This window comes from Ruegeria sp. AG6 (assembly GCF_056541565.1).
Genome location: NZ_JBQFYQ010000010.1, coordinates 37191 through 58728, shown reverse-complemented (window position 1 = coordinate 58728; position 21538 = coordinate 37191). Strand labels below are relative to the sequence as shown.

At 57.7% G+C, this 21538-nt stretch carries 20 protein-coding genes; 14 read left to right on the top strand and 6 right to left on the bottom strand.

Translation table 11 applies throughout. The features are described from left to right. The first annotated feature begins 273 nt into the window (after positions 1 to 273). The 3 genes from rplS (at position 274) to ACR0I0_RS17130 (ending at position 1293) form a co-directional block, all read left to right on the top strand. Positions 274 to 657, top strand: a complete 384-nt coding sequence (gene rplS / locus ACR0I0_RS17140) for a 50S ribosomal protein L19 (RefSeq protein ID WP_152457026.1) — start codon at positions 274 to 276, stop codon at positions 655 to 657. A gap of 11 nt (positions 658 to 668) precedes the next feature. Beyond that, on the top strand, positions 669 to 890 hold the full coding sequence (rpmE, locus tag ACR0I0_RS17135; protein WP_050605278.1) for a 50S ribosomal protein L31: 222 nt from the start codon (positions 669 to 671) through the stop codon (positions 888 to 890). A 175-nt stretch (positions 891 to 1065) separates the two neighbouring features. Further along, entirely contained in the window at positions 1066 to 1293 is a 228-nt protein-coding gene (locus ACR0I0_RS17130) for a hypothetical protein (RefSeq protein WP_171637644.1), read from the top strand. On the opposite strand, the gene ACR0I0_RS17125 is transcribed toward ACR0I0_RS17130, so the two are convergent. Together ACR0I0_RS17125 and ACR0I0_RS17120 are read right to left on the bottom strand one after the other, a co-directional pair. After that, entirely contained in the window at positions 1290 to 2897 is a 1608-nt protein-coding gene (locus tag ACR0I0_RS17125; protein ID WP_171637646.1) for an MFS transporter, read from the bottom strand. The two genes, ACR0I0_RS17130 and ACR0I0_RS17125, sit on opposite strands and share 4 nt — an antisense overlap. 77 nt (positions 2898 to 2974) lie before the next feature. Further along, entirely contained in the window at positions 2975 to 3862 is an 888-nt protein-coding gene (locus tag ACR0I0_RS17120; protein ID WP_480492331.1) for an AEC family transporter, read from the bottom strand. 217 nt (positions 3863 to 4079) lie between these two features. Between ACR0I0_RS17120 and ACR0I0_RS17115 the strand changes: the two genes are divergently transcribed. Further along, positions 4080 to 4889 carry a division plane positioning ATPase MipZ gene (locus ACR0I0_RS17115; RefSeq protein WP_152457022.1) on the top strand — a complete coding sequence of 270 codons (810 nt, stop codon included), beginning with the start codon at positions 4080 to 4082 and terminating at the stop codon, positions 4887 to 4889. Positions 4890 to 5223: 334 nt separating this feature from the next. Here ACR0I0_RS17115 and ACR0I0_RS17110 read toward each other — a convergent pair whose 3' ends face one another. Next, positions 5224 to 6933 (bottom strand): tetratricopeptide repeat protein, encoded by a 1710-nt coding sequence (locus ACR0I0_RS17110; RefSeq protein ID WP_480492330.1) that lies wholly within the window; start codon positions 6931 to 6933, stop codon positions 5224 to 5226. A 305-nt stretch (positions 6934 to 7238) separates the two neighbouring features. On the opposite strand from ACR0I0_RS17110, the gene ACR0I0_RS17105 reads away from it, so the two are divergent. Together ACR0I0_RS17105 and ACR0I0_RS17100 are read left to right on the top strand one after the other, a co-directional pair. Beyond that, complete coding sequence (locus tag ACR0I0_RS17105; protein ID WP_245218194.1) at positions 7239 to 9293, top strand: alkyl/aryl-sulfatase; 2055 nt, start codon at positions 7239 to 7241, stop codon at positions 9291 to 9293. Between the two features lie 46 nt (positions 9294 to 9339). Next, positions 9340 to 9570 (top strand): hypothetical protein, encoded by a 231-nt coding sequence (locus ACR0I0_RS17100; RefSeq protein ID WP_171637652.1) that lies wholly within the window; start codon positions 9340 to 9342, stop codon positions 9568 to 9570. Positions 9571 to 9578: 8 nt separating this feature from the next. Here ACR0I0_RS17100 and ACR0I0_RS17095 read toward each other — a convergent pair whose 3' ends face one another. Further along, complete coding sequence (locus ACR0I0_RS17095; RefSeq protein WP_171637654.1) at positions 9579 to 10829, bottom strand: adenylate/guanylate cyclase domain-containing protein; 1251 nt, start codon at positions 10827 to 10829, stop codon at positions 9579 to 9581. A 60-nt stretch (positions 10830 to 10889) separates the two neighbouring features. Further along, a complete protein-coding gene (locus ACR0I0_RS17090; RefSeq protein ID WP_480492328.1) occupies positions 10890 to 11342 on the bottom strand; it encodes a MarR family winged helix-turn-helix transcriptional regulator in 453 nt (150 codons plus the stop codon). A 57-nt stretch (positions 11343 to 11399) separates the two neighbouring features. Between ACR0I0_RS17090 and hmgA the strand changes: the two genes are divergently transcribed. The 7 genes from hmgA (at position 11400) to ACR0I0_RS17055 (ending at position 18229) form a co-directional block, all read left to right on the top strand. Further along, positions 11400 to 12755 (top strand): homogentisate 1,2-dioxygenase, encoded by a 1356-nt coding sequence (hmgA, locus tag ACR0I0_RS17085; RefSeq protein WP_171232726.1) that lies wholly within the window; start codon positions 11400 to 11402, stop codon positions 12753 to 12755. A 218-nt stretch (positions 12756 to 12973) separates the two neighbouring features. Beyond that, a complete protein-coding gene (gene fahA, locus ACR0I0_RS17080; protein ID WP_480492327.1) occupies positions 12974 to 14230 on the top strand; it encodes a fumarylacetoacetase in 1257 nt (418 codons plus the stop codon). A gap of 10 nt (positions 14231 to 14240) precedes the next feature. Next, positions 14241 to 15191: an MBL fold metallo-hydrolase gene (locus tag ACR0I0_RS17075; protein WP_039541551.1), complete on the top strand. Its 951-nt coding sequence runs from the start codon at positions 14241 to 14243 to the stop codon at positions 15189 to 15191. A 134-nt stretch (positions 15192 to 15325) separates the two neighbouring features. Beyond that, on the top strand, positions 15326 to 16936 hold the full coding sequence (locus ACR0I0_RS17070; protein ID WP_171637659.1) for an FAD-dependent oxidoreductase: 1611 nt from the start codon (positions 15326 to 15328) through the stop codon (positions 16934 to 16936). A gap of 5 nt (positions 16937 to 16941) precedes the next feature. Then, complete coding sequence (locus ACR0I0_RS17065; RefSeq protein WP_171637661.1) at positions 16942 to 17139, top strand: DUF2783 domain-containing protein; 198 nt, start codon at positions 16942 to 16944, stop codon at positions 17137 to 17139. A gap of 11 nt (positions 17140 to 17150) precedes the next feature. Continuing rightward, positions 17151 to 17789: a maleylacetoacetate isomerase gene (gene maiA, locus ACR0I0_RS17060; RefSeq protein WP_171724816.1), complete on the top strand. Its 639-nt coding sequence runs from the start codon at positions 17151 to 17153 to the stop codon at positions 17787 to 17789. Positions 17790 to 17875: 86 nt separating this feature from the next. Beyond that, entirely contained in the window at positions 17876 to 18229 is a 354-nt protein-coding gene (locus tag ACR0I0_RS17055) for a DOPA 4,5-dioxygenase family protein (RefSeq protein WP_152457005.1), read from the top strand. Here the strand turns inward: ACR0I0_RS17055 and ACR0I0_RS17050 are convergent. Beyond that, positions 18208 to 19836: an acyl-CoA synthetase gene (locus ACR0I0_RS17050; RefSeq protein ID WP_480492324.1), complete on the bottom strand. Its 1629-nt coding sequence runs from the start codon at positions 19834 to 19836 to the stop codon at positions 18208 to 18210. The two genes, ACR0I0_RS17055 and ACR0I0_RS17050, sit on opposite strands and share 22 nt — an antisense overlap. Positions 19837 to 20057: 221 nt before the next feature. Here ACR0I0_RS17050 and ACR0I0_RS17045 point away from each other — a divergent pair, with 221 nt between their 5' ends. Next, positions 20058 to 21449 carry an aminotransferase family protein gene (locus ACR0I0_RS17045; protein ID WP_171637665.1) on the top strand — a complete coding sequence of 464 codons (1392 nt, stop codon included), beginning with the start codon at positions 20058 to 20060 and terminating at the stop codon, positions 21447 to 21449. Positions 21450 to 21538 lie beyond the last annotated feature (89 nt).

Genomic DNA, 21538 nt, shown 5'->3' with positions numbered 1-21538 from the left:
CACTGCTTCGCCATACGATTTGTTCTTGATCCCGGCACTCAATACCCTTAAACGACCGCAATCCGGTGCCGCATTCTGCGACTCCGGTGTTTTGGTTTGATTATCGGCTTAAAGCCCGGCTTTCTTCGGCGGGGATGTGTCAGATCAAACCAGACCAAAGGAACATTCGATCTGACCTCTGGCGGGCTGCATGCAGGACCCGGTGAAGACCAAGAGCTCTCAGGCCGTGCCCAAACTTCGTGGGCCAACCACGAGCATATAGGAGTACCTGCGATGGATCTTATCGCACAGCTTGAGGCGGAACAGATTGCCGCCCTGGGGAAAGACATCCCCGACTTCAAGGCCGGTGACACCATTCGTGTCGGCTATAAGGTGACCGAAGGGTCGCGCACCCGTGTGCAGAACTACGAAGGCGTCTGCATCGCGCGCAACAACGGCAATGGCATTGCCGGTTCGTTCACCGTTCGCAAGATTTCGTTCGGCGAAGGCGTGGAGCGTGTGTTCCCGCTGTATTCGACCAACATCGACAGCATCACCGTTGTCCGCCGTGGCCGCGTTCGTCGCGCCAAACTGTACTATCTGCGCACCCGCCGCGGTAAATCCGCACGTATCGCAGAGGTCACGAACTACAAGCCCAAGGCTGGCGCCGAAGCGTAAGGAACGGAAAGATGAAAAAAGACATCCATCCCGATTATCACGTCATCGACGTCAAAATGACCGATGGCACCGTGGTTCAGATGAAATCCACCTGGGGCGCCGAAGGCGACCAGCTGGCTCTGGAAATCGACCCCTCCGTGCACCCTGCATGGACTGGTGGTTCGTCGCGCCTGATGGACGCCGGCGGCCGCGTGTCGAAGTTCAAAAAGAAATACGAAGGTCTGGGCTTCTAAGTCTGACCGGTTTCGATTTCGAAAGGCCGTCCCTTGGGGGCGGCCTTTTTTGTTGGAAGCTTCCATGTGTCTTATGGACGCGAAACCGGACTAACCGAACAAGATGCGTTTTGGCAAAGGCCCAGGGATGCTACACTCCGGTTAACCAACACTCAGCTTCCACGGAGACCCGGACATGCCCCAGTACAATGACATGATCGAGCTTTCAGTCGATGATATGGATCTGATTGAAACGGCGTTGCGCGACTCGATCGCTTCGTTGTCACATGTTGCTTCGGATGAACCAGAGGACAGCAGGACCGACCGGGAAGACACGTTGAGGCGCATTCACGAACTTCTGGGCAAGCTACACGATCAGAAGGTCTTTTTTCGCCCGCAAAAAGGGGTTTACCTCGGCGGTTAGGGGCTTGGTTGTCGCGGATTGCGGGTCAATTCCGCCGCACTGTGTACAGGGGGAACCGGCCCGCGCAACAACATCAGCGCCAGAGTCATTCCGACCAGTGCCGCAATCGCGGCAACTAACATGGCATTGTCAAAGGCGTTGTCCTGCACATCCCGCAGGGCCTTCGCCAATGTGTCTCCCGCAGTCGGATCCATCCCCGATATCAATTGCTGTATCTGGTTCGGCGTTCCGTGTGTCAGCGCATGGGCCAGATTCTCGCGCTGGGTTGACCCGGCAGGCAACGCGTCGATCACCTCGGACAGACCTCGGCGTCTGGTAATCGCTTCAGCCAGACCGCCCACCACGGCACCAAGGGTTGCTCCGAAGTAGAGACAGGCGTTGATGACCCCAGAACCCTGCCCCACATGCTGCTCGGGCAGCAGGCGCAGACCCAGACGTGGCAACAGCGAAAAGCAGATGCCCAACCCGACACCGACGATCAGCAGCTTCCACCAGATTTCGGAAAACTGCGTTGTGTTCGTTGTTGCCATCAGCAGCAGGAACCCGCAGGCCATCGCCCCCAGGCCAATGGCGATCGGCCATTGAAAGCTGTAGGGGGCAAGAAAGCGGGGTGCGGTGGCCGATATCAAAAACATGCTGAGGCTGAGCGGCATGATCGCCAGCCCCGCACCGATGGACGAATACCCAAAGGCATCGGGCGATTGGACGAATGTATTGAAATAGACGAAGAAGCAGAACAGCGTGAAGCCAGTAAAGAACATCCCCGCCGCAGCCATCAGATAACGCGGATGGCGAAAGTACCGAAGCTCGATCAAAGGATCGTCGCTGCGGCGGGATACGATGACAAGGGCAATTGTCGACACGGCCGCCACGACCAGGGGCACCAGTGTCAAAGGCGAAGTCCACCCGCCGCTTTCCCCGTTGCTGAGCGCAAAGGACAATGGCCCGAGGAAAAACAGAATGGCAACGGCCCCCGCATAATCGAACTTTGCCCCGGCAAGGCGGGTATCGGGAACGTATTTCCGTTTGCTGACATGCAGCCCGATGGCAAAGGCCACAGCCAGCAGAACCAGGTCGGCTGCAAAGACGGCGCGCCAGCTGACATAGTGGCCGAAAGCGCCACCGACGATGGGCCCGACACCGATCGCCAGACCGACAATCGCCCCCCAGACGCCGGTAACGCTGGCGCGCTGCTCTTCAGGCGTGGCCGCCGTCAACAGTGACAGGGACGTGCCGAACAAAGCAGCCGCGCCCGCGCCTTGCGCGCCGCGCCCGATAAGCAGCATCGCCCCATCCTGCGCCAACAGGGCAAAGGCAGACCCGATTGCAAAGACGATCATGCCAAAAAAGAACACGCCCATCTTGCCGGTAATGTCACCCAGCCGGCTGACGATGCAGACAAGTGTGGCGCTGGTCACGGAATACGTGGCCATCACCCATTGCAAACCTGACGGGGTCAAATCGAACTCGGCCCTGAGATTGGGCAATATGGTGGACACAGCGGTGGTGTTGAACCCCACGACCATCATGCAGATGGCCGTCATGGCCAGCACCACGCGGGCGCGGGACTGCGGAGATACACTTGCCGAGCTCTCATCGGCCATAAAACACCCACTGACCAAGAATGTTAAATACAATCATCATCAGTTTAACGATTTCTGGCCCTGCGCATAGAGTTGCGTCAGATCCAGTAAGACAGCGCAACGGGCAGCACCAGCACAGTACCGAGCGTCGAGACAAGAATGAACCCCGCCACATCCGGCCCGTATTCCGGAACATGCTGGTCGATAAACAGATAAGTCGCCACGGAAGAAGGCATCAGGCAACACAGGATCAGCGCACCCCGCTCGGTTCCCGTGAAACCAAACAACCAGATCAGAACACTGGCAATTGCAACCGCCATCGCCAGATGCAGGGCCGTTAGCAGAACCGCGCGACCTAGGCTTTTCACACGCAGCGTCGCGAGCGTATGCCCCAGGGTCAGCAGCATGAGCGGGATGGACAATCCACCCAAGATGTCAAAGGACTTTGCGACCGGTTGCGGCAGGCTCTGCCCCGTTGCCATCAGGATCAGGGCGAGGCCCACGGCATATATAATCGGGGACGTCGCCAGTTTCTTGGGCGAGAATTCTCCGGCCGGGATCCACATGCCGACGGTGAAGATGCTGATCAGCACAACCACCACGAACGCCATGGTATAGGCCATACCTGCATCGCCCAGCGCCAGCAAAGTGATTGGCAGGCCGATGTTGCCGACATTCCCGTGCATCAACGGCGTCAGAAAGGCCCTCACCGGCAAGCGAAGAACCTTGAGCCCGACATACCCCAACACCCCGAAACCGGCCACCGCAAGGGCAGCGGCGGTCATCATGTCAAGAAACGTGCCCACGGCCAGTTCGGTGCTCGACAGATGAGAAATGATCAATGTCGGATAGCCGACTTTTGAGACGATCCCGCCAATGACCTTGTTGTCGAAAGGCGCCTGAATCACGGCAAGAACATAGCCAATACCAGCGCAGATCAGGACAGGCAGAACCACGTTCAAAACATTCAGGAACAGGTGCTCCAAGCAAAAAACTCCTTGCCGAAACCGTTTGTCGACAGTGAATCAGTGCCATTGCAATGGCAAGCGCCCTGTGTAACCCGTGCACGGCGTTGGGTTTTCCCGATTGGAGTCTGATATTGCCCGAAAGCGCCGCTTGAGGTTCTTTCCTTCGCCGCCGACACAACATATAGTGGCTGACAACAACGTGTAGTGAAGCACGGCGGGACTTGGGAATACAAGCATGGCACATATCATTGTGGTCGGGAACGAAAAGGGTGGCGCAGGCAAATCGACCGTGTCGATGCATGTGGCGACCGCGCTGGCCCGATTGGGACACAAGGTCAGCACGTTGGATCTGGATCTGCGTCAGCGCAGTCTGGGACGATACTTCGAGAACCGCAACAACTTCCTCAAGAGCTCGGACCTGACCCTTCCCAGCCCGCGCCATCACGACCTGCCCGAGATCGATGCCGCAACGTTGAAACCGGGCGAGAACATCTATGACCATCGCCTGTCTGCTGCCGTATCCCAGCTAGAAAGCGACAGCGACTTTATTCTGATCGACTGCCCGGGGTCTCACACCCGTCTGAGTCAGGTGGCGCATTCGCTGGCCGACACCCTGATCACCCCGTTGAACGACAGCTTCATTGACTTCGACCTTTTGGCGCGGATCGACTCGAAGGGCGAAAAAATCCTTGGCCCGTCCGTCTATTCCGAAATGGTCTGGAACGCTCGTCAACTGCGGGCACAGGCGGGGCTGAAGCCGATCGACTGGGTCGTTGTCCGCAACCGGGTCGGTACGCAGCGCATGGTCAACAAGGAAAAGATGCAACGCGCGATCGAAATGCTGTCCCAGCGCATCGGCTTCCGCGTCGCCTCGGGCTTTTCCGAGAGGGTTATCTTCCGCGAACTGTTCCCGCGCGGCCTGACCCTGTTGGACCTGAAGGACATAGGCGTCAAACAGCTGAACATCTCGAACATCGCCGCCCGGCAGGAATTGCGTGACATGATGAAAGAGCTGAACCTACCGGGTGTAGAGATTGATTTCTGATCAGCTGTCCCGGCGACCGCCATGCCGACAAAGTGAGCTGCGCGGCGGCTGAGCGTCACACTGCTCGCCCCGGCCGGCCCGCGAGGCGATGTCTATCTCATGACGGAGAGTACGTTTTGCGTTGGATGCTCAGACTGCATTTCCCGGATCGCATGGCGAAGGGATCTCCGAGAGCGGGCTTCGTCGGTGGCCGGATGCGGTGAAAGCCGGGCGGTCAGCTGCGGCTGATCTTCGGCGACGTGACGGTCGAGCCCGCCGCCGACACCTCGGCACGGCTCGGGGGCGACGGCATTCAGAATTCCCGGCTTCGAAGATTTCCTTCGGTCAGATGTCGTCAAGCTTCGGCTTGCAGGCCGGCTTTACGAAGACTGTTCATCAGTTTCCTCTGAAACGAGTCATCGAATTGCCAGATTGAAAAAATGTCCCGCGCCTTTGATGCGAAATTTGGCTGTAGCGCCCGCAGTTCATTCAATGACGCCTGGGCCGCTTCTTGATTCCCCAACTCACCATTCAAGGCAGCCCCCCACAGATGCGTCCAAAAGAAGTTCGGCATGTCGATTTGATCCAGAATTGTCAGGGCCTGCTGGTGGTTTCCCTGATCGAACTCATAAATGACACGCGGGAAACGATACCAGTGCGGATGGACCGGGTTCAGGGCGATGGCCCGTTCCACGAAGGTCAGCCCTTCGTCCCATTCGCCACTGAAGGCCAATCTCATTCCGTAATGCGCCAGAACAGCCGTGTCATTCGGGCTCAGATCAATTGCGACCTGACCCGCCTGGTGAAACCCCTGAATATCGCCAAGAACAAAGCGCATGTTGGCCAGCATCAAATACCCGGCAGCCAAATTTGGATCAATCTCCACCGCCCGACGCGCAGCCGCATCCGCGGCCGCAAAAAGATCTTGGCGGTCTCCGCCAAGACTAAACCGGACTTGTTGAAGATACAGGTTGGACAGTACTGCCCACGCTTCGGCATAGTCGGGGTTTTGTTCAAGCGCTCTCAGGATACAGGCCTTGATTGCGTGGTGCCGATCAAGATCGATTGTGACCTGATAGCTGTAGTAACTCAACACGCAGTCAAGGGCATCACGGTTTCCGGGCGGGGTGCGCGCCGCCTTCTTCATCGCGTCTTGCGTAAGAACACCGTATTTACCCGCAAGTTTTCCGATCACATCCTGTATGACCATGTCTTGCGCGGCATAGATGTCACTGGGTGAGCTGCCAACCTTGTATTCGTGAACCCAGATGTAGCGCTGGCTCTTGAGGTCTATGAGACGGGCAGACAATTCTACCGTGTCGCCCATGTCCATGACACTGCCTTCCAGCGCGAAATCCGCGTCGAACTCTGCGCGCAAAGCTTGTGAATCCGTGCCCCCTTGCGAAAACCTCCGCACGCTGCCCAAAGGGAGAACCCAAATATCACGAAACCGGACCAGCTCGCTGGTCAGTTGCTGAGTAATGCCATCGGCGAAATAGCTTGGCCCCTCACCCAGAGTGTCGAATGGCAGTACCGCAACCACAGGACCCTGCGGCAACGGTTGAACCGAGAGCTGAGCCGTTTTTGTGGACGACGCAAAAAAAGAAACCCAGATCAAGGCGCAAAGCACCAAAGCCCCGAAAACAGCCAACCCAGCCCTGAAAAATCGCCGGGGGCCGAAGCCGGAAACATGAGGGGGCGCAGGCTGTGCCGGTACTGGTTCCGCCGGGGGGGCAACGCTTTCAAACCTTGGGGCATAGCCGCCCTTGGGAATGGTCAATCGAATGGGATCTGATCGGCCGGGCCCAGCATAGTAGCCGTCTATATCTTGACGCAGTCGCCTCGCTTCAAGCCTGACAATCGGATCAATTTGCTGATCGAAGGTTTCATCCCGGCCGAAAACGGACATGGCGATGGACACGCCTTTGATTTGGTCCGCGCGCCCGGCCAGATACTCATCCACGATATAAGACAGAAAAGCGCGGCGCTGGGGTGTGGCGGTGAAATCTTGATGCTTCAAAAGGCGGTGCAACTGCGCCCGAATGTCATTTTCCGATAAGCCCAACTGAAGAATCCCGGTCCCGTAAAAAGTTCCTATAAATTAAGCACTCAGAGAGCTACGGGAACGTTCATACATGGGATTGAACTCGGGTGGCAACATGTTCGCACTTCACTGATCTTTTTCTCAGGTTAGCAGGAACGTGCAGTTTGCCACGCAGGCAGGCGCCGGAGCCTCAAGGAAGTGGCATTTGTGTTCAAAACAGCTACCGTCCCGTGCGGACGGTCTGATTTTCCCTAGTGGTGTGATTTTATTGCTGCTTCCTTGTCGCTTTCGTTATTTGCATTCAACTCGACAGGAACCGTTTGAACATGGCACGCCGACATACACTTTTTTTCTCTACCGCGCTTTCGATTTTGACGGCTGGTGCCGCGGTCGCGCAGGATCACTTTGACCCCAAGGGCAAGATGCCATCGAAATTCACGGTCGAATTTCAGGAGCAGATGCGCGACTCTCTACCATTTGACGATCAGCGCGATTTTGAAGAAAGCCGCAAAGGTCTGATCGCCGTTCCGGATTATCGCCAAATCAAGACCGAAGACGGCACTGTCGCGTGGGACATCGGCAGCTATGACTTCCTGTTGGAAGAAGGGCAGGATTTCGACTCGATCCATCCATCGCTGCAACGTCAGGCGATCCTGAACATGAACTATGGTCTTTACGAGATTCTGGAAGGCAAGATCTATCAGGTGCGCGGCTTCGATCTGTCGAACATCTCGTTCATCCGCGGCGAGACCGGCTGGATCATCTTCGATCCACTGGCATCGAAGGAAACGGCGGCGGCGGCGTTGAAACTGTTGAATGACACGGTAGGCGAGTTGCCGGTCAAGGCGGTTGTCTATTCGCACTCACATGCCGACCATTACGGCGGTGTCCGTGGTGTCATCACCGATGAAGATGTGGCCAATGGGGTCGAGGTCATCGCACCCGAAGGGTTCATGGAACATGCAGTGTCCGAGAACGTCTATGCAGGAAACGTGATGAACCGCCGTCTGTTCTTCCAATACGGTGTTTTGCTGCCGCGCGATCCGCATGGTCATGTGGATCAGTCGATCGGCAAGAACATCTCGGCCGGAACCACCGGCTTGATCGAGCCGACCCGCTATGTCTCGGACGATTATGAAGAGATCACCATCGACGGTGTGCGCATGATCTTCCAGAATACGCCTGGCACCGAAGCCCCTGCCGAGATGAACACCTATTTCCCCGACCTCAAGGCGTTCTGGGCTGCGGAAAACATCACCGGCACGATCCACAACATCTATACCCTGCGCGGCGCGCTGGTCCGCGATGCGCTCAGCTGGTCGAAGCATATCAATGACGCGCTTTATGAGTTCGGGCAGGAAGCTGAGTTGATGTTCGCTTCGCATTCCTGGCCGCGTTTCGGCAATGATCGCATTCAAGAGGTCATGCGTGCACAGCGCGACACCTACGCCAACCTCAACAACGGAGTGTTGAATCTGGCTAACAAGGGTGTGACCATCAATGAGGTCCATAATGTCTATGAGGTCCCCGAAAGTCTTCGGCAGCAATGGGCTGCGCGCAGCTATCACGGCTCGGTCGAACATAACAGCCGGGCAGTGATCAACCGGTATCTTGGGTATTGGGATGCGAACCCGACCACCTTGACGCCTCTGTCGCCCCAGGACAGCGCACCACTGTATGTCGAGATGATGGGCGGTGCCGATCCGATCCTGTCCAAGGGGCAGGACTTGATTGACGCAGGGCAATACTTGCACGCAACCGAGATCCTGAACAAACTGGTCTATGCCGAACCGGAAAATCAGCAAGCCAAGGACCTGCTGGCTGATGCGTTCGAGCAGATCGGCTATCAAAAAGAAAGCCCTTCGGTTCGCAACTCGTTCCTTGGTGCCGCTTACGAATTGCGCAACGGCATCCCGCAAGGTGCAACTATCGAAACCACCGGCCCTGACACGATCCGGGCGATGGAAACCTCAATGTGGCTTGATTTCATAGCCATCCGCGTCAACAGCGAAAAGGCGGCGGGTATGGAATTCACGATCAACCTGTCGATTCCGGACCGGGATGAAAACATCGTCGTCGAGATGAGCAACGCCACGCTGACCCACATCGTTGATCGAAAGGCACCCGACGCAGACCTGTCGATCGTCTTGAACAGAGCGGATCTGGAGAAAGTCATGACCGGAGAGAGCAAGCTTGTCGATATGCTGGCGGACGGAACCGCTCAATCCGAGGGCAACACCGATGTTGTGTCGCAATTGGCTTCGACTCTGGACCAGTTTGATCTTGGGTTCGAGTTGATGCCCGGAACCGGAGCCGCGGACCTGACAGCGCCAGCCAATGACTTTGCTCAACCGCCGCTGGCGAACTCAAACGGAGGCTGAGTTCTACATGGATTGAAACTGGCAAGACCCAAGTCGGCATGGATTCATGGCAGCAGGAATAAAGCTGGCAAAACCCAAAACCGGCTTGGGTCACCTTTTCCGGCAGATATCAGAATTATGTGAGGTTCTGTCGCTTGTCCCCGGTGCAGCATCGGTGGATCTGGGTTCGAACCAGATACTGGCTCAAATCCACAACATACGCGATTATCCGATCAATCCCGGCGGGTTAAAGGCGTTCCATCACGTCTTTCAGCTTCGGCACCGCTGGAAGGAATAGCCGCAGTTTCAATTGGTTTCCGATGGCCCGCCGGGGCTGTACACCGTAAACAGCTCTTTTGGTTCATTCACCCCGCGCAGCATGTAGCGACCGACCGAGACAAGCTCCTGCGCGCAGGGCTGTGCAGCGCGGGCGACATCATCCGAGATCAGGATCCTCTGACCCAAAGACCGGTGCATTCCCGCAATGCGGGCGGCCTGGTTGACAGCCGGGCCGATCACCGTGAAGTCCAGCCGGGTCTCGGACCCGATATTGCCATAGAGAATCTCGCCCGAATGCAAGGCCAGCGTATAGTTGGCCACCGGCAGACCCTGCGCGCGGCGCCTTGCGTTCAGTTCATCCATGCGGGACTGCAATAAGGGCACGGCCTCAAGCGCGGCACGGGCGTCTTCGTCGATCTCTCCGACATCGAACATTGCCATCAGGCCGTCACCCATGAATTTCAGGATGTTGCCGCCCTTGTCATGCACCACACCCACGGCGACGGCCAGATAGTCGTTCAGCATGTCGATGATCTCATGCCCCGGCAGGTCTTCGGACAGCGTGGTGAAGCCTTCGAGGTCGAAATTCCAGATCACAGCATCGATTTGCTGCAAAGACCCACGCCGAATTTCACCCGACAGAACCCGGCGACCGGCATCCCGCCCCAGATAAACCCGCATCAAATCCTTGGCCAGTTCCTGGTTCTTGGCGGATTTGAGCGCCAGCCCCAGATGCGGCAGTACAGTTTGTATTTGGTTCAGATCGCTGTCTTCGAATCCGTTCGGTGCGTCGCTGGTCCAGGACATCAGAACACCATCGCTGACCTTTTTCGTACCGTCGGGGCGCAGTTGTCTGGCCCCTTCATATGACAGGCCGGTGGCATAATAATCGGTCGCTCCGATTTCACGCAGATCATTCAACAAGGGAAAGCGGCTGGGTTCATTATGGTCGACCAGTTTGACCCGGATTTCATCCAGATCACCGTTCAGCAGCGTATAGAGTGGGCTTTGCTGCCAAACTTCGCTGGGCGTTTCCGTGAACTCAAATTTCTCGGATTCACCGCCCGCGCCGTTGTACCAGCTGTAACCGGTACCTCCGTAAACCGGATGCAGAGTCGACTGCGCCGCATGAAAGCGCATCAACGGAATACCCATTTCCACCAATCGGGCACAAAACCCTTCCAACAGCTCTTCTTGCCCCGCGCCCTCCAGCCCCTTGCTGACCAGCCATTCGATCAGGGAATGTGAGAAAACTGAAGCGGAATCTGGCAATGTCATTTTGTTGTCCGTATCAAGTATGATCCCCATTTGGGGGCAGGCCGCGTCAATTGCCATAGATCAGTCCAAACCAGCCAACCTTTGCAGCATTTGTCGCAATAACGCGGCCTCTTCCGGTTTGAACAGGCCTGACAGTTTCGCATCGTAATTGGAAGCAACGCCGCGCAGGTCACGATACACAGCTTGCCCTGCTGGTGTTAGTGTCAACCATTCCGCCCGCCGATCCGCTTCGTCCCGTGTGCGTTTCAGGTATCGACGCTGTTCCAGCTTGGCGACAGCACGGCTGATTTTGGTTTTGTGCATTCTGGCGCGCTCGCCGATTTCCTTGGCGGTCATCTCGCCAAACAAACCCAGATGGAACAATACCCGCCATTCGGTTCTGAGCATCCCATAGCGGCCCTTGTAAACTGCCTGAAACTCTAGCGAAGCCCGTTCGGCCGCCTGATTCAGCAGGAAGGGCAGAAAATTTTGCAGATAAAAGTCATCATTTTTTTCGGATTCATCGTGTGTCATGCTTGTTAGTTACAAAATCAACTATTACCCGACAAGCAGCAAACGGAGGAAAACGCAATGAATCGTCCGACTGATCCGCATACGCTGACACAGGCTGCGACGCCTGTCGGAACTCATGCAGGCTATATGCCTGGCTTTGGAAATGACTTTGAAACCGAGGCCCTGCCCGAGGCCCTGCCGCAAGGCATGAACAGCCCGCAACGGTGCAACTATGGTCTTTACGGAGAGCAGCTGAGCGGCACCGCCTTTACCGCCAACCCGCCCGAGCGCACCTGGTGCTATCGAATTCGCCCATCGGTAAAGCACTCACACCGTTATGAAAAAATCGATCTTCCCTACTGGAAATCGGCCCCCTGCATTGATCCGGATGTGATCAGCCTTGGACAATACCGCTGGGATCCTATCCCGCATTCCGATGAAGGTCTGAACTGGATGACGGGTATGCGGACCATGACGACCGCAGGTGACGTGAACACGCAGGTCGGCATGGCAAGCCACATCTATCTGGTCACGGAATCCATGGTGGATGACTATTTCTTTTCGGCTGATTCCGAATTGCTGGTTGTGCCACAGGAAGGACGCCTGCGATTTGCGACGGAATTGGGAATCATCGACCTGGAACCCAAGGAGATCGCTATCATTCCACGCGGTTTGCTGTACCGGGTCGAGGTTCTGGAAGGCCCTGCGCGCGGCTTTGTCTGCGAGAATTACGGTCAGAAGTTTGAACTGCCGGGTCGCGGACCAATCGGTGCCAACTGCATGGCCAACCCGCGCGACTTCAAGGCGCCGGTGGCCGCTTATGAGGATCGTGAAACCCCTTCTACCGTGACAATCAAATGGTGCGGGCAATTCCACACAACCAAGATCGGCCACAGCCCGCTGGATGTCGTGGCATGGCACGGCAACTATGCGCCCTACAAATACGACCTGCGCAACTATTGCCCCGTCGGCGCGATCCTGTTTGACCACCCCGACCCGTCGATCTTTACAGTTCTGACGGCTCCGTCCGGCCAGCCCGGTACGGCCAATATCGACTTTGTCCTGTTCCGTGAACGCTGGATGGTGATGGAAGACACGTTCCGCCCGCCGTGGTACCACAAGAACATCATGTCCGAGCTGATGGGCAACATCTACGGCCAGTACGACGCGAAACCGCAGGGCTTTGTTCCCGGCGGCACAAGCCTACACAACATGATGATCCCACACGGCCCCGACAGGGAGGCCTTCGACAAGGCGTCATACTCAAACCTGGGGCCGGACAAGCTGGACCAGACAATGTCGTTCATGTTCGAAACCCGCTTCCCGCAGCACCTGACCTCGTTTGCCGCCACCGAAGCGCCGTTGCAGGATGACTATATCGACTGCTGGACATCGCTTGAGAAGAAGTTCGACGGAACGCCGGGTAAGAAATGAGCCACCCATCGGTTCAGTTTCATTGCCGTCGTCCTGCCCGCGCTGAACATGCCGGAGTTGAACCGGTTTCCGAGCCAACGTGCCTCGGCAACCGGTGTGCAGTGACGCCTCGTGCATATGACATGCCACAACCGCGGCGGCTTCGTGCTTTTGCTACCGCCGTTCCAAAGCTAAAATCTTCTCGAACCTCTTAGAACACAACAAAATAGGGGCAAGATATGCCTTTGATGACTTCGTGGGTGGCGTCGGCCAATGACGCGACACATCCGTTCCCACTGAACAATTTGCCTTATGGTGTCTTCTCGACCGAAGGTGATGATCCCCGCTGTGGTGTGGCCATCGGTGACATGATCCTCGACGTCACCGCCGCCGAAGCCGAGGGGTTGATCACCCTGAGCGATGAGCCGCTGTTCGACATGCCGTTCTGGAACCCTCTCATGGAGGAAGGCCCAGCCGTCTGGGCGGCCCTGCGTGAGCGGCTGATCAGCCTGCTGGCCGAGGGTTCAGATGAACAAGCCAAGGTCGAACCGCTGCTTGTCAAACAAGAAGATGCGGAAATGCATCTGCCCTTTGCGGTCAGCGAATACACCGATTTCTACGCAGGCCGAAACCATGCCTTCAACGTGGGCACCATGTTCCGGGGGCCGGAAAACGCCCTGCCACCGAACTGGCTGCACATTCCCATTGGTTACAACGGCCGCGCATCTTCGGTCGTGGTATCAGGCACGGATATTCGCCGCCCCTGGGGTCAGTTGAAAGCCCCCGATCAGGACTTGCCCGCCTTCCTGCCCAGTCGCCGTTTTGACATCGAGCTTGAGATGGGCGCGATTGTCGGAACACCCTCGGATGGTCCGATCACCGTGCAGGAAGCGGATGACAATATCTTCGGTTACGTGCTTCTGAATGACTGGTCCGCGCGCGACATCCAGGCATGGGAATATCAGCCGCTGGGCCCGTTTCAGGCAAAGGCCACGGCAACCTCGATCAGCCCGTGGATCGTGACCAAGGCGGCGCTCGAGCCATTCCGCTGTGACACGCCACCCCGCGAGTTCGAGCTTCTGGATCACCTCAAGGATTGCGGCCCGATGCTCTATGACGTCGATCTGGCGGTCACCATGGCACCTGTCGGGCAACCCGCCTCGACGATTGCCCGGACCAATTACAACCAGATGTACTATTCCGCTGCGCAGCAATTGGCGCATCACACCACATCAGGATGCCCGATGAACACGGGCGACCTGCTGGGATCGGGAACCATTTCCGGGCCAACCAAACCTGAACGTGGCTCGTTGCTGGAGCTTAGCTGGGGCGGCAAGGAACCTCTGACATTGGACAGCGGTGAAACCCGCAGCTTCATCGAGGATGGCGACACGTTGACCCTTACCGGCGCAGCTCGTGGCGACGGCTACACGATCGGCTTCGGTGAATGTGTCGGCACCGTTTTGCCCGCTCTTGAAAACCCATATTCACGATAAGGAACCCACCATGGCCAAGGCATTCGCGTCCCAGGGGGACATGTCGGAAAAAAAGATCAGCTTTACTGAAGTCGGAGAAGGGCTTTATGCCTTTACCGCCGAAGGCGACCCGAATTCGGGTGTAATCATCGGCGACGACAGCGTGATGATTGTCGAGGCGCAGGCGACTCCGCGTCTGGCAAATAAGGTAATCGAATGCGTGCGTTCCGTCACCGACAAACCGATCACGCATGTGGCCCTGACCCACTACCACGCAGTGCGTGTTCTGGGCGCAAGCGCATTCGGCGCGCAGCAGATCCTGATGTCGGACATGGCCCGCGCCATGGTCGTCGAGCGGGGTCAAGAAGACTGGGACAGCGAATTCCAGCGCTTCCCGCGCCTCTTTGAAGGGCATGAAAGCATCCCTGGCCTGACATGGCCCACCACCACCTTCAGCGATACGATGACGGTGTATCTGGGAAACCGCCGGATCGACCTGATGCATCTGGGCCGCGCGCATACAGCTGGCGATATCGTCATCCATGTGCCGGATCAGAACGTGATGTTCACCGGCGATATCGTCGAATATCACTCGGCCTGCTATTGCGGCGACGGTCATTTCAGCGATTGGGGCGACACGCTGGACGAGATCAAGTGGTTCGACGTCGACGCCATCGCACCGGGGCGCGGTGACGCGCTGGTTGGCAAGGACATGGTGAATGCGGCCATCGAGAACACCCGCGATTTTGTCGAAAGCACATACCGGCCGGCGGCGAAGGTTGCCGCGCGCGGCGGGTCCCTGAAAGAGGCCTGGGACGCAGTCCGCGCTGAATGCGATCCGAAGTTCGCCGACTACGCAATCTACGAGCACTGCCTGCCGTTCAACGTGGCCCGCGCCTATGACGAGGCGCGCGGCATTGACACGCCCCGCATCTGGACCGCCCAGCGCGACCTCGAGATGTGGGAAGCCCTGCAAGGCTGACGAAAAACGGTCGAGTTTGATCCAGATCGTTTTTTGCGGCGGGATTCGATGAAACCATAATCTAAGACCTCCGGCGCCCGTCGCCGGGGGACAGGACATGCAGCACATCGGTGCATCTGTTTCGGGGGGAGCCCATGAACAAGATCTTTGAAACGCCGCTTTACGGATATGAACGCAGCCCGGATCAGGACAGCCCGACGCCCGTCAGGCGCAAGGTGATCGTTATCGGTGCGGGGCCGGTTGGTCTGGCCGCCGCCATCGATCTGGCCCAGCAAGGGGTCGAAGTTGTGGTTCTGGACGAGAATGACAAAGTCAGCTTCGGCAGCCGCGCCATCTGTTTTTCTCAGCGCACGCTGGAAATCGCAGACCGGCTGGGTTGCGGCCAGCAATTGGTCGACAAAGGTGTGCTGTGGGACCGGGGCAAGGTCTTTTTCGACGACCGTCAGGTCTATGATTTCAACCTTCAGCCGGACGAAGGTTATGCCAACCCGGCCTTCATAAACTTGCAGCAATACCATTTTGAAAACTTCTTTGTGGAACGCGTGCGCGAGTTGCAGACAGAAGGCGCACCGATTGAAATTCGCGGGCGCAACAAGGTTGACGCAATCGGTACGCACGAAGATCACGTTCGGCTGGAGGTCGAAACCCCCGAAGGCCCTTATACACTCGAGGCCGAATGGCTGATCGCCTGCGATGGTGCCGCGTCCCCCACCCGGCGCATGCTGGGCATCGATTTCGAAGGGCGTGTTTTCGAAGACAATTTCCTGATCGCGGACGTGATCATGGATGCCGATTTCCCCTCGGAACGCTGGTTCTGGTTTGACCCGCCGTTCAATCGCGGGCAATCCGCGCTTTTGCACAAACAACCCGACAATGTCTGGCGTATTGACCTGCAACTGGGTTGGGACATCGACAAGGAACGCGAAAAGCGCCCCGAGAATGTGATCCCGCGCCTCAAGGCGATGCTGGGCGATGACGTCGAGTTTCAGCTGGAGTGGGTCTCGATCTATACGTTCCAGTGTCGCCGCATGGAGAGCTTCCGCAAAGGGCGTGTCCTATTCGCAGGCGACAGCGCGCACCAGGTCAGCCCCTTTGGCGCGCGCGGTGCCAATTCCGGCCTGCAAGACACTGACAACCTGTGCTGGAAACTGAAACTGGTGCTGGATGGGAAAGCCCCCGAAAGCCTGCTGGACAGCTACAACGCGGAACGCGTGCACGGGGCTGATGAGAACATCCAGAAATCCAGCCGCTCCACCGATTTCATCACGCCGAAATCCGAAATGTCGCGGGTTCTGCGGGATGCGGTTCTGGACCTCAGCGAGAAGTACGAATTTGCGCGTCCGTTGGTGAATTCGGGACGCCTGAGTCAACCTTGCACCTATGACGGCTCGACCCTGAATTCTGCCGACGCGCTGGATGGCCCAGCCGAAACGCGCCCCGGCTCGGCCTGCCCGGACGCGCCGCTGGGTGATGCGTTCCTGTTGCCCAAACTGGCAGGCAAATTCACCCTTTTGACGATTGACGCGGATGCCCCGGAGGTGCTGGAAGAAGACGGGGTCGAGGTCACGCGGTTGGCGCTGTCGGTCAAGGATGACCAGACCCTGGCGCTGAAACGTCGCTATCTAGGCGACGCAACCAGCGCGGTTTATCTGATCCGTCCTGATCAGCACGTGGCGGCGCGCCGGGACAGTTATGAAGAAAACAGTTTCCGCCATGCAATCCGCAGAGCCTGTGGTAAGGAGTGAGCGAGATGTCTGACCTGATCCTTTCCCCGAATATCGACGATGCTGACGACTTCTATGCCGAGCTGCTGGCCGCGCATGAAGGGCTTGAAAAAGCCGACAGTGACGCACTGAACGCCCGACTGGTTCTGGTGCTGGCCAATCACATCGGCGACAAGGCGGTGTTGTCTGACGCTATTCGCGCCGCCACCCTGGCCGACACGTGACGGATTCGAATGTGAGCAAAACCGTCCTTTATGACTATTGGCGGTCCTCGGCCAGCTATCGGGTGCGGATCGCCCTGAATCTGGCCGGGATCGACTATCGCGCGGTTGTCGTCGACCTGGTGGGCGGCGAACACAAAAGCGATGCACATATTGCGCGAAATCCACAAGGGTTGGTTCCGGTGCTGGATATTGACGGGCAGCGGCTGACTCAGTCTCTGGCCATTCTCGACTATCTGGACAAGACACGTGAATTGAACCTTCTGCCCGACGATGCAGCAGGGCGCGCGCGCGTGCAGGCGCTGGCCTATGCGATTGCGGTGGACATTCACCCTGTTTGCAACCTTTCAGTTGCTCGCCATGCGACCACCCTCAGCAAAGATCCGACCGACATGCCCGGAGAGTGGATGCGGCACTTCATCCGGCCGGGGTTGCAGGCCTTCGAGACCATGTTGGGTGAGTTTGAACAAACCCCCTATTGCGTTGGTTCACAGCCCGGCCTCGCCGACATCTGCCTGATCCCGCAGATCTACAATGCACGCCGGTGGAAGGTCGACTTGTCGGACATGCCGCGTCTGCTGGGTGTCGAAAAGGCCTGTGCCGATCACCCCGCATTTGTCGCGGCGCATCCTGACAGGCACGCACCCCAATAAGCTTGCACAGGTCCTGTGTGCCGGTGTGCCTAGGCGTTCGTCGCAATCGGACTTAGCTTTGTTTCATCAAAGCAAAAGAGGTTCTGATGCCCGAGATCACCGGATACCACGCCCATGTCTATTTCGACGCCGATACGCAGCACACGGCGCAACAGGTCTGCGAAGAGGCCGCCCGTCTGTTCCCCGTCCGGATGGGGCGCATGCATAGCCGCAATGTTGGCCCCCACCCGCGCTGGAGCTGCCAGTTGAGCTTTGCCGCTGATGCCTTCGATCAGGTCACTCCGTGGTTGATGCTGAACCGGCGAGGTCTTACCGTTTTCACCCACCCGGAAACCGGCGACCATCTGGCCGATCACCGCGATCGCGCGATTTGGATGGGTGAAATGCTGGATCTGGACCTGTCGATCTTTGACACGCTTCAGCCCAGCGCCCGCGCCTGATCCCGCAGAACGAATTTCTGCACCTTGCCGGTTGAAGTCTTCGGCAGGGTGCCAAACACCACGGTCTTGGGCGCTTTGAAATGGGCCATGTTGTCCCGACAAAAGGCAATCAGCTCTGCCTCGGTCGCGGTTGTACCAGGCTTCAGCTCGACAAAGGCACAGGGGGTTTCGCCCCATTTCTCGTCTGGCCGGGCCACAACCGCCGCTTCCATTACTGCCGGGTGTTTGTAGAGAATGCCCTCGACCTCGACGGAGGAGATGTTCTCGCCGCCTGAAATGATAATGTCCTTGGACCGATCTTTGAGCGCGATATAGCCATCCGGATGCATGACGCCCAAATCGCCGGATGCAAACCAGCCGCCCTTGAAGGCCCCATCGGTGGCATCAGGGTTCTTGAGATACCCTTTCATCACCACGTTGCCCTGCATAAAGATCTCGCCCATGGTTTCGCCATCCGCGGGCACGGGCTCCATCGTTTCGGGATCGGCCACCATCAGGCCAGACAGTGCCGTATACCGCACGCCCTGCCGTACTTTAAGGGCAGCACGGTCTTCGGGTCCCTTGTCGTTCCATTCATCCTTCCAGGCACAAACGACCGAGGGCCCGTAAGTCTCGGTCAGGCCATAAACGTGCGTGACTTCGACCCCCATCGCCTCCATCGCTTCGATCACGGCGGCCGGCGGCGGAGCACCAGCGGTCATCACCTTGATCTGATGGTCAAAGTCTTTCAGTTCATCCGGCGCGTGGGCCAGCATGTTCAAAACGATAGGAGCACCGCAGAAATGGGTGACCTTCTCGTCGCGGAATGCCGCATAGATCGGCTCGGCACGCACGGCGCGCAGACAGACGGACACGCCCGCATTGGCGGCCATGGCCCAGGGGAAGCACCAGCCGTTGCAGTGAAACATCGGCAAGGTCCACAGATAGATCGAATGCTTGGGCATGTCCCAGTCCAGCAAATCCGATTGTGCATTCAGGGTGGCGCCGCGGTGGTGATAAACCACGCCCTTGGGATTGCCCGTTGTGCCGGACGTATAGTTCAGGGTGATCGCGTCCCATTCGTCCTCGGGCAGTGACCAATCAAATTCCAGGTCGCCCCCTGATATCAGGGCGTCATAGGTCAGGCTGCCAAGCCTTTCACCGCCTTCAAAGCTGGGATCCTCGATGTCGATTACCAGAATATCATGATCAACCTGCTCCAGCGCCTCCTTCACGACGCCGGAAAACTCGGGGTCAACCAACAACGCCTTGGTTTCGGCGTGGTTCAGGATGAAAGCGACTATCGAAGCATCCAGACGCGTGTTGATGGCATTCAAAACGGCGCCCGCCATGGGCACACCAAAATGCGCTTCGTACATCTCGGGGATGTTTGCGGCGATAATTGATACGGTATCTCCCTTTCCGATACCCCGCGCATTCAGGGCCCCCGCCAGCCGGCGGCACCGGGCATAGGTTTCAGCCCAGGTATACCGCCGCTCACCATAAACGACCGACGGGTAATCGGGATAAACCTGCGCCGTGCGCTCAATGAAGGAGAGGGGCGACAAGGGTGTGTAATTCGCCCGGCATTTGTCCAAATGACGCTCATAGATATTGGTCGCTGCCAACTGCTGATCCTCCCTGCACTCGGTTTGCGCGACTTGAGCATAAACTTGGTGCTCTGACAAATCCGTAGTATTACGGTCCCCTTATTGACTGGCAATACGGGATGGTGCGATCTGGCCCTACTTAGATCCGGCCATTCGCGGTGATCTGAAGTATCTTAAACATATGCCGGGGCACGCCATCTCCGCACCCCGTGCACCGCACCTCACTGAAAGGACTTGTCATGGACGGCACGTTCAACGAAAACGATCTTTCCCGCGTGGTCGAAGCCGACCGCGCCCATATCTGGCACCATCTGATTCAGCATAAACCCTTTGAAACCAATGATCCCCGCATCATTGTCGAAGGCAAAGGCATGCGCGTCTGGGACCAGAAAGGCAAAGAGCATCTGGATGCGGTTTCCGGCGGCGTCTGGACTGTGAACGTCGGCTATGGCCGCGAATCGATTTGCAAGGCCGTTTACGACCAGCTGATGAAACTGTGCTATTTCGCCAATACCGCAGGCTCGATCCCCGGCTCCATCTTCGCTGAAAAACTGATCGACAAGATGCCCGGCATGAGCCGCGTGTATTACACCAATTCGGGCTCTGAAGCGAACGAGAAGGCGTTCAAGATGGTGCGCCAGATCGCGCACAAGAAGTACGGCGGCAAGAAGACCAAGATTCTGTATCGCGACCGCGACTATCACGGTTCGACTCTGGCAACCATGTCGGCAGGCGGTCAGGACGAGCGCACCGCTCAATACGGACCTTTTGCACCTGATTTCGTCCGCGTGCCGCACTGCATGGAATACCGCAAGCACGAGCTGGATGGCGCACCGGAAGAGAACTTCGGCGAATGGGCCGCAGATCAGATCGAACAGGTCATCCTGCGCGAAGGTCCCGACACCGTTGGCGCGCTGTGCCTTGAGCCAGTGACCGCAGGTGGCGGCGTGATCGAAGCGCCCGAAGGATACTGGCAGCGCGTGCAGGAGATCTGCAAGAAATACGACGTGCTGCTGCATATCGACGAGGTTGTCTGCGGCGTGGGCCGCACCGGCACATGGTTCGGTTATCAGCAATACGGCATCAAGCCGGATTTCGTGACCATGGCCAAAGGCGTCGCCTCGGGCTATGCCGCGATTGCCTGCATGGTCACCACCGAGGAAGTCTTTGACATGTTCAAGGATGATGCTTCGGACCCGATGAGCTATTTCCGCGACATCTCGACCTTTGGTGGCTGCACTGCCGGTCCGGCGGCTGCGATCGAAAACATGCGCATCATCGAGGATGAAAACCTGCTGGGCAATTGCGCGGCCATGGGTGACCGCATGATGGGCAACCTTCAGGCGCTGATGGAAAAGCACAAGGTTATTGGCGACGTGCGCGGCAAGGGCCTGTTCCTGGGTGCCGAGCTGGTCGCAGACCGTGGTTCTAAAGAGCCGGTGGACGAGAAACTGGCGCAGGCGGTTGTGGCCGACTGTATGAACCAGGGCGTGATCATCGGCGTCACCAACCGCTCGATCCCAAGCCGCAACAACACGCTGTGCTTCTCGCCCGCCCTGATCGCCACGGCGGATGACATCGACCAGATCACCGACGCGGTCGATGGCGCGCTGGGGCGTGTGTTCGGATAAGTTACCTTAACGGAACCTATGAAAACCGGCGCTAAAATGCGCCGGTTTTTTCGCTCGCATGGCATCTACGCGGACTTTCCTGCCATTCC

What these genes read in the sequence shown, in the direction of transcription:
- fahA (WP_480492327.1), top strand. Translation starts at nt 12,974, where the DNA reads ATGCCTTTGATGACTTCGTGGGTGGCGTCGGCCAATGACGCGACACAT.
- ACR0I0_RS17115 (WP_152457022.1), top strand. Translation starts at nt 4,080, where the DNA reads ATGGCACATATCATTGTGGTCGGGAACGAAAAGGGTGGCGCAGGCAAA.
- ACR0I0_RS17095 (WP_171637654.1), bottom strand. Translation starts at nt 10,829, where the DNA reads ATGACATTGCCAGATTCCGCTTCAGTTTTCTCACATTCCCTGATCGAA.
- rpmE (WP_050605278.1), top strand. Translation starts at nt 669, where the DNA reads ATGAAAAAAGACATCCATCCCGATTATCACGTCATCGACGTCAAAATG.
- ACR0I0_RS17100 (WP_171637652.1), top strand. Translation starts at nt 9,340, where the DNA reads ATGGCAGCAGGAATAAAGCTGGCAAAACCCAAAACCGGCTTGGGTCAC.
- ACR0I0_RS17130 (WP_171637644.1), top strand. Translation starts at nt 1,066, where the DNA reads ATGCCCCAGTACAATGACATGATCGAGCTTTCAGTCGATGATATGGAT.
- ACR0I0_RS17105 (WP_245218194.1), top strand. Translation starts at nt 7,239, where the DNA reads ATGGCACGCCGACATACACTTTTTTTCTCTACCGCGCTTTCGATTTTG.
- ACR0I0_RS17045 (WP_171637665.1), top strand. Translation starts at nt 20,058, where the DNA reads ATGGACGGCACGTTCAACGAAAACGATCTTTCCCGCGTGGTCGAAGCC.
- ACR0I0_RS17090 (WP_480492328.1), bottom strand. Translation starts at nt 11,342, where the DNA reads ATGACACACGATGAATCCGAAAAAAATGATGACTTTTATCTGCAAAAT.
- hmgA (WP_171232726.1), top strand. Translation starts at nt 11,400, where the DNA reads ATGAATCGTCCGACTGATCCGCATACGCTGACACAGGCTGCGACGCCT.
- ACR0I0_RS17070 (WP_171637659.1), top strand. Translation starts at nt 15,326, where the DNA reads ATGAACAAGATCTTTGAAACGCCGCTTTACGGATATGAACGCAGCCCG.
- ACR0I0_RS17065 (WP_171637661.1), top strand. Translation starts at nt 16,942, where the DNA reads ATGTCTGACCTGATCCTTTCCCCGAATATCGACGATGCTGACGACTTC.
- ACR0I0_RS17125 (WP_171637646.1), bottom strand. Translation starts at nt 2,897, where the DNA reads ATGGCCGATGAGAGCTCGGCAAGTGTATCTCCGCAGTCCCGCGCCCGC.
- rplS (WP_152457026.1), top strand. Translation starts at nt 274, where the DNA reads ATGGATCTTATCGCACAGCTTGAGGCGGAACAGATTGCCGCCCTGGGG.
- ACR0I0_RS17075 (WP_039541551.1), top strand. Translation starts at nt 14,241, where the DNA reads ATGGCCAAGGCATTCGCGTCCCAGGGGGACATGTCGGAAAAAAAGATC.
- ACR0I0_RS17055 (WP_152457005.1), top strand. Translation starts at nt 17,876, where the DNA reads ATGCCCGAGATCACCGGATACCACGCCCATGTCTATTTCGACGCCGAT.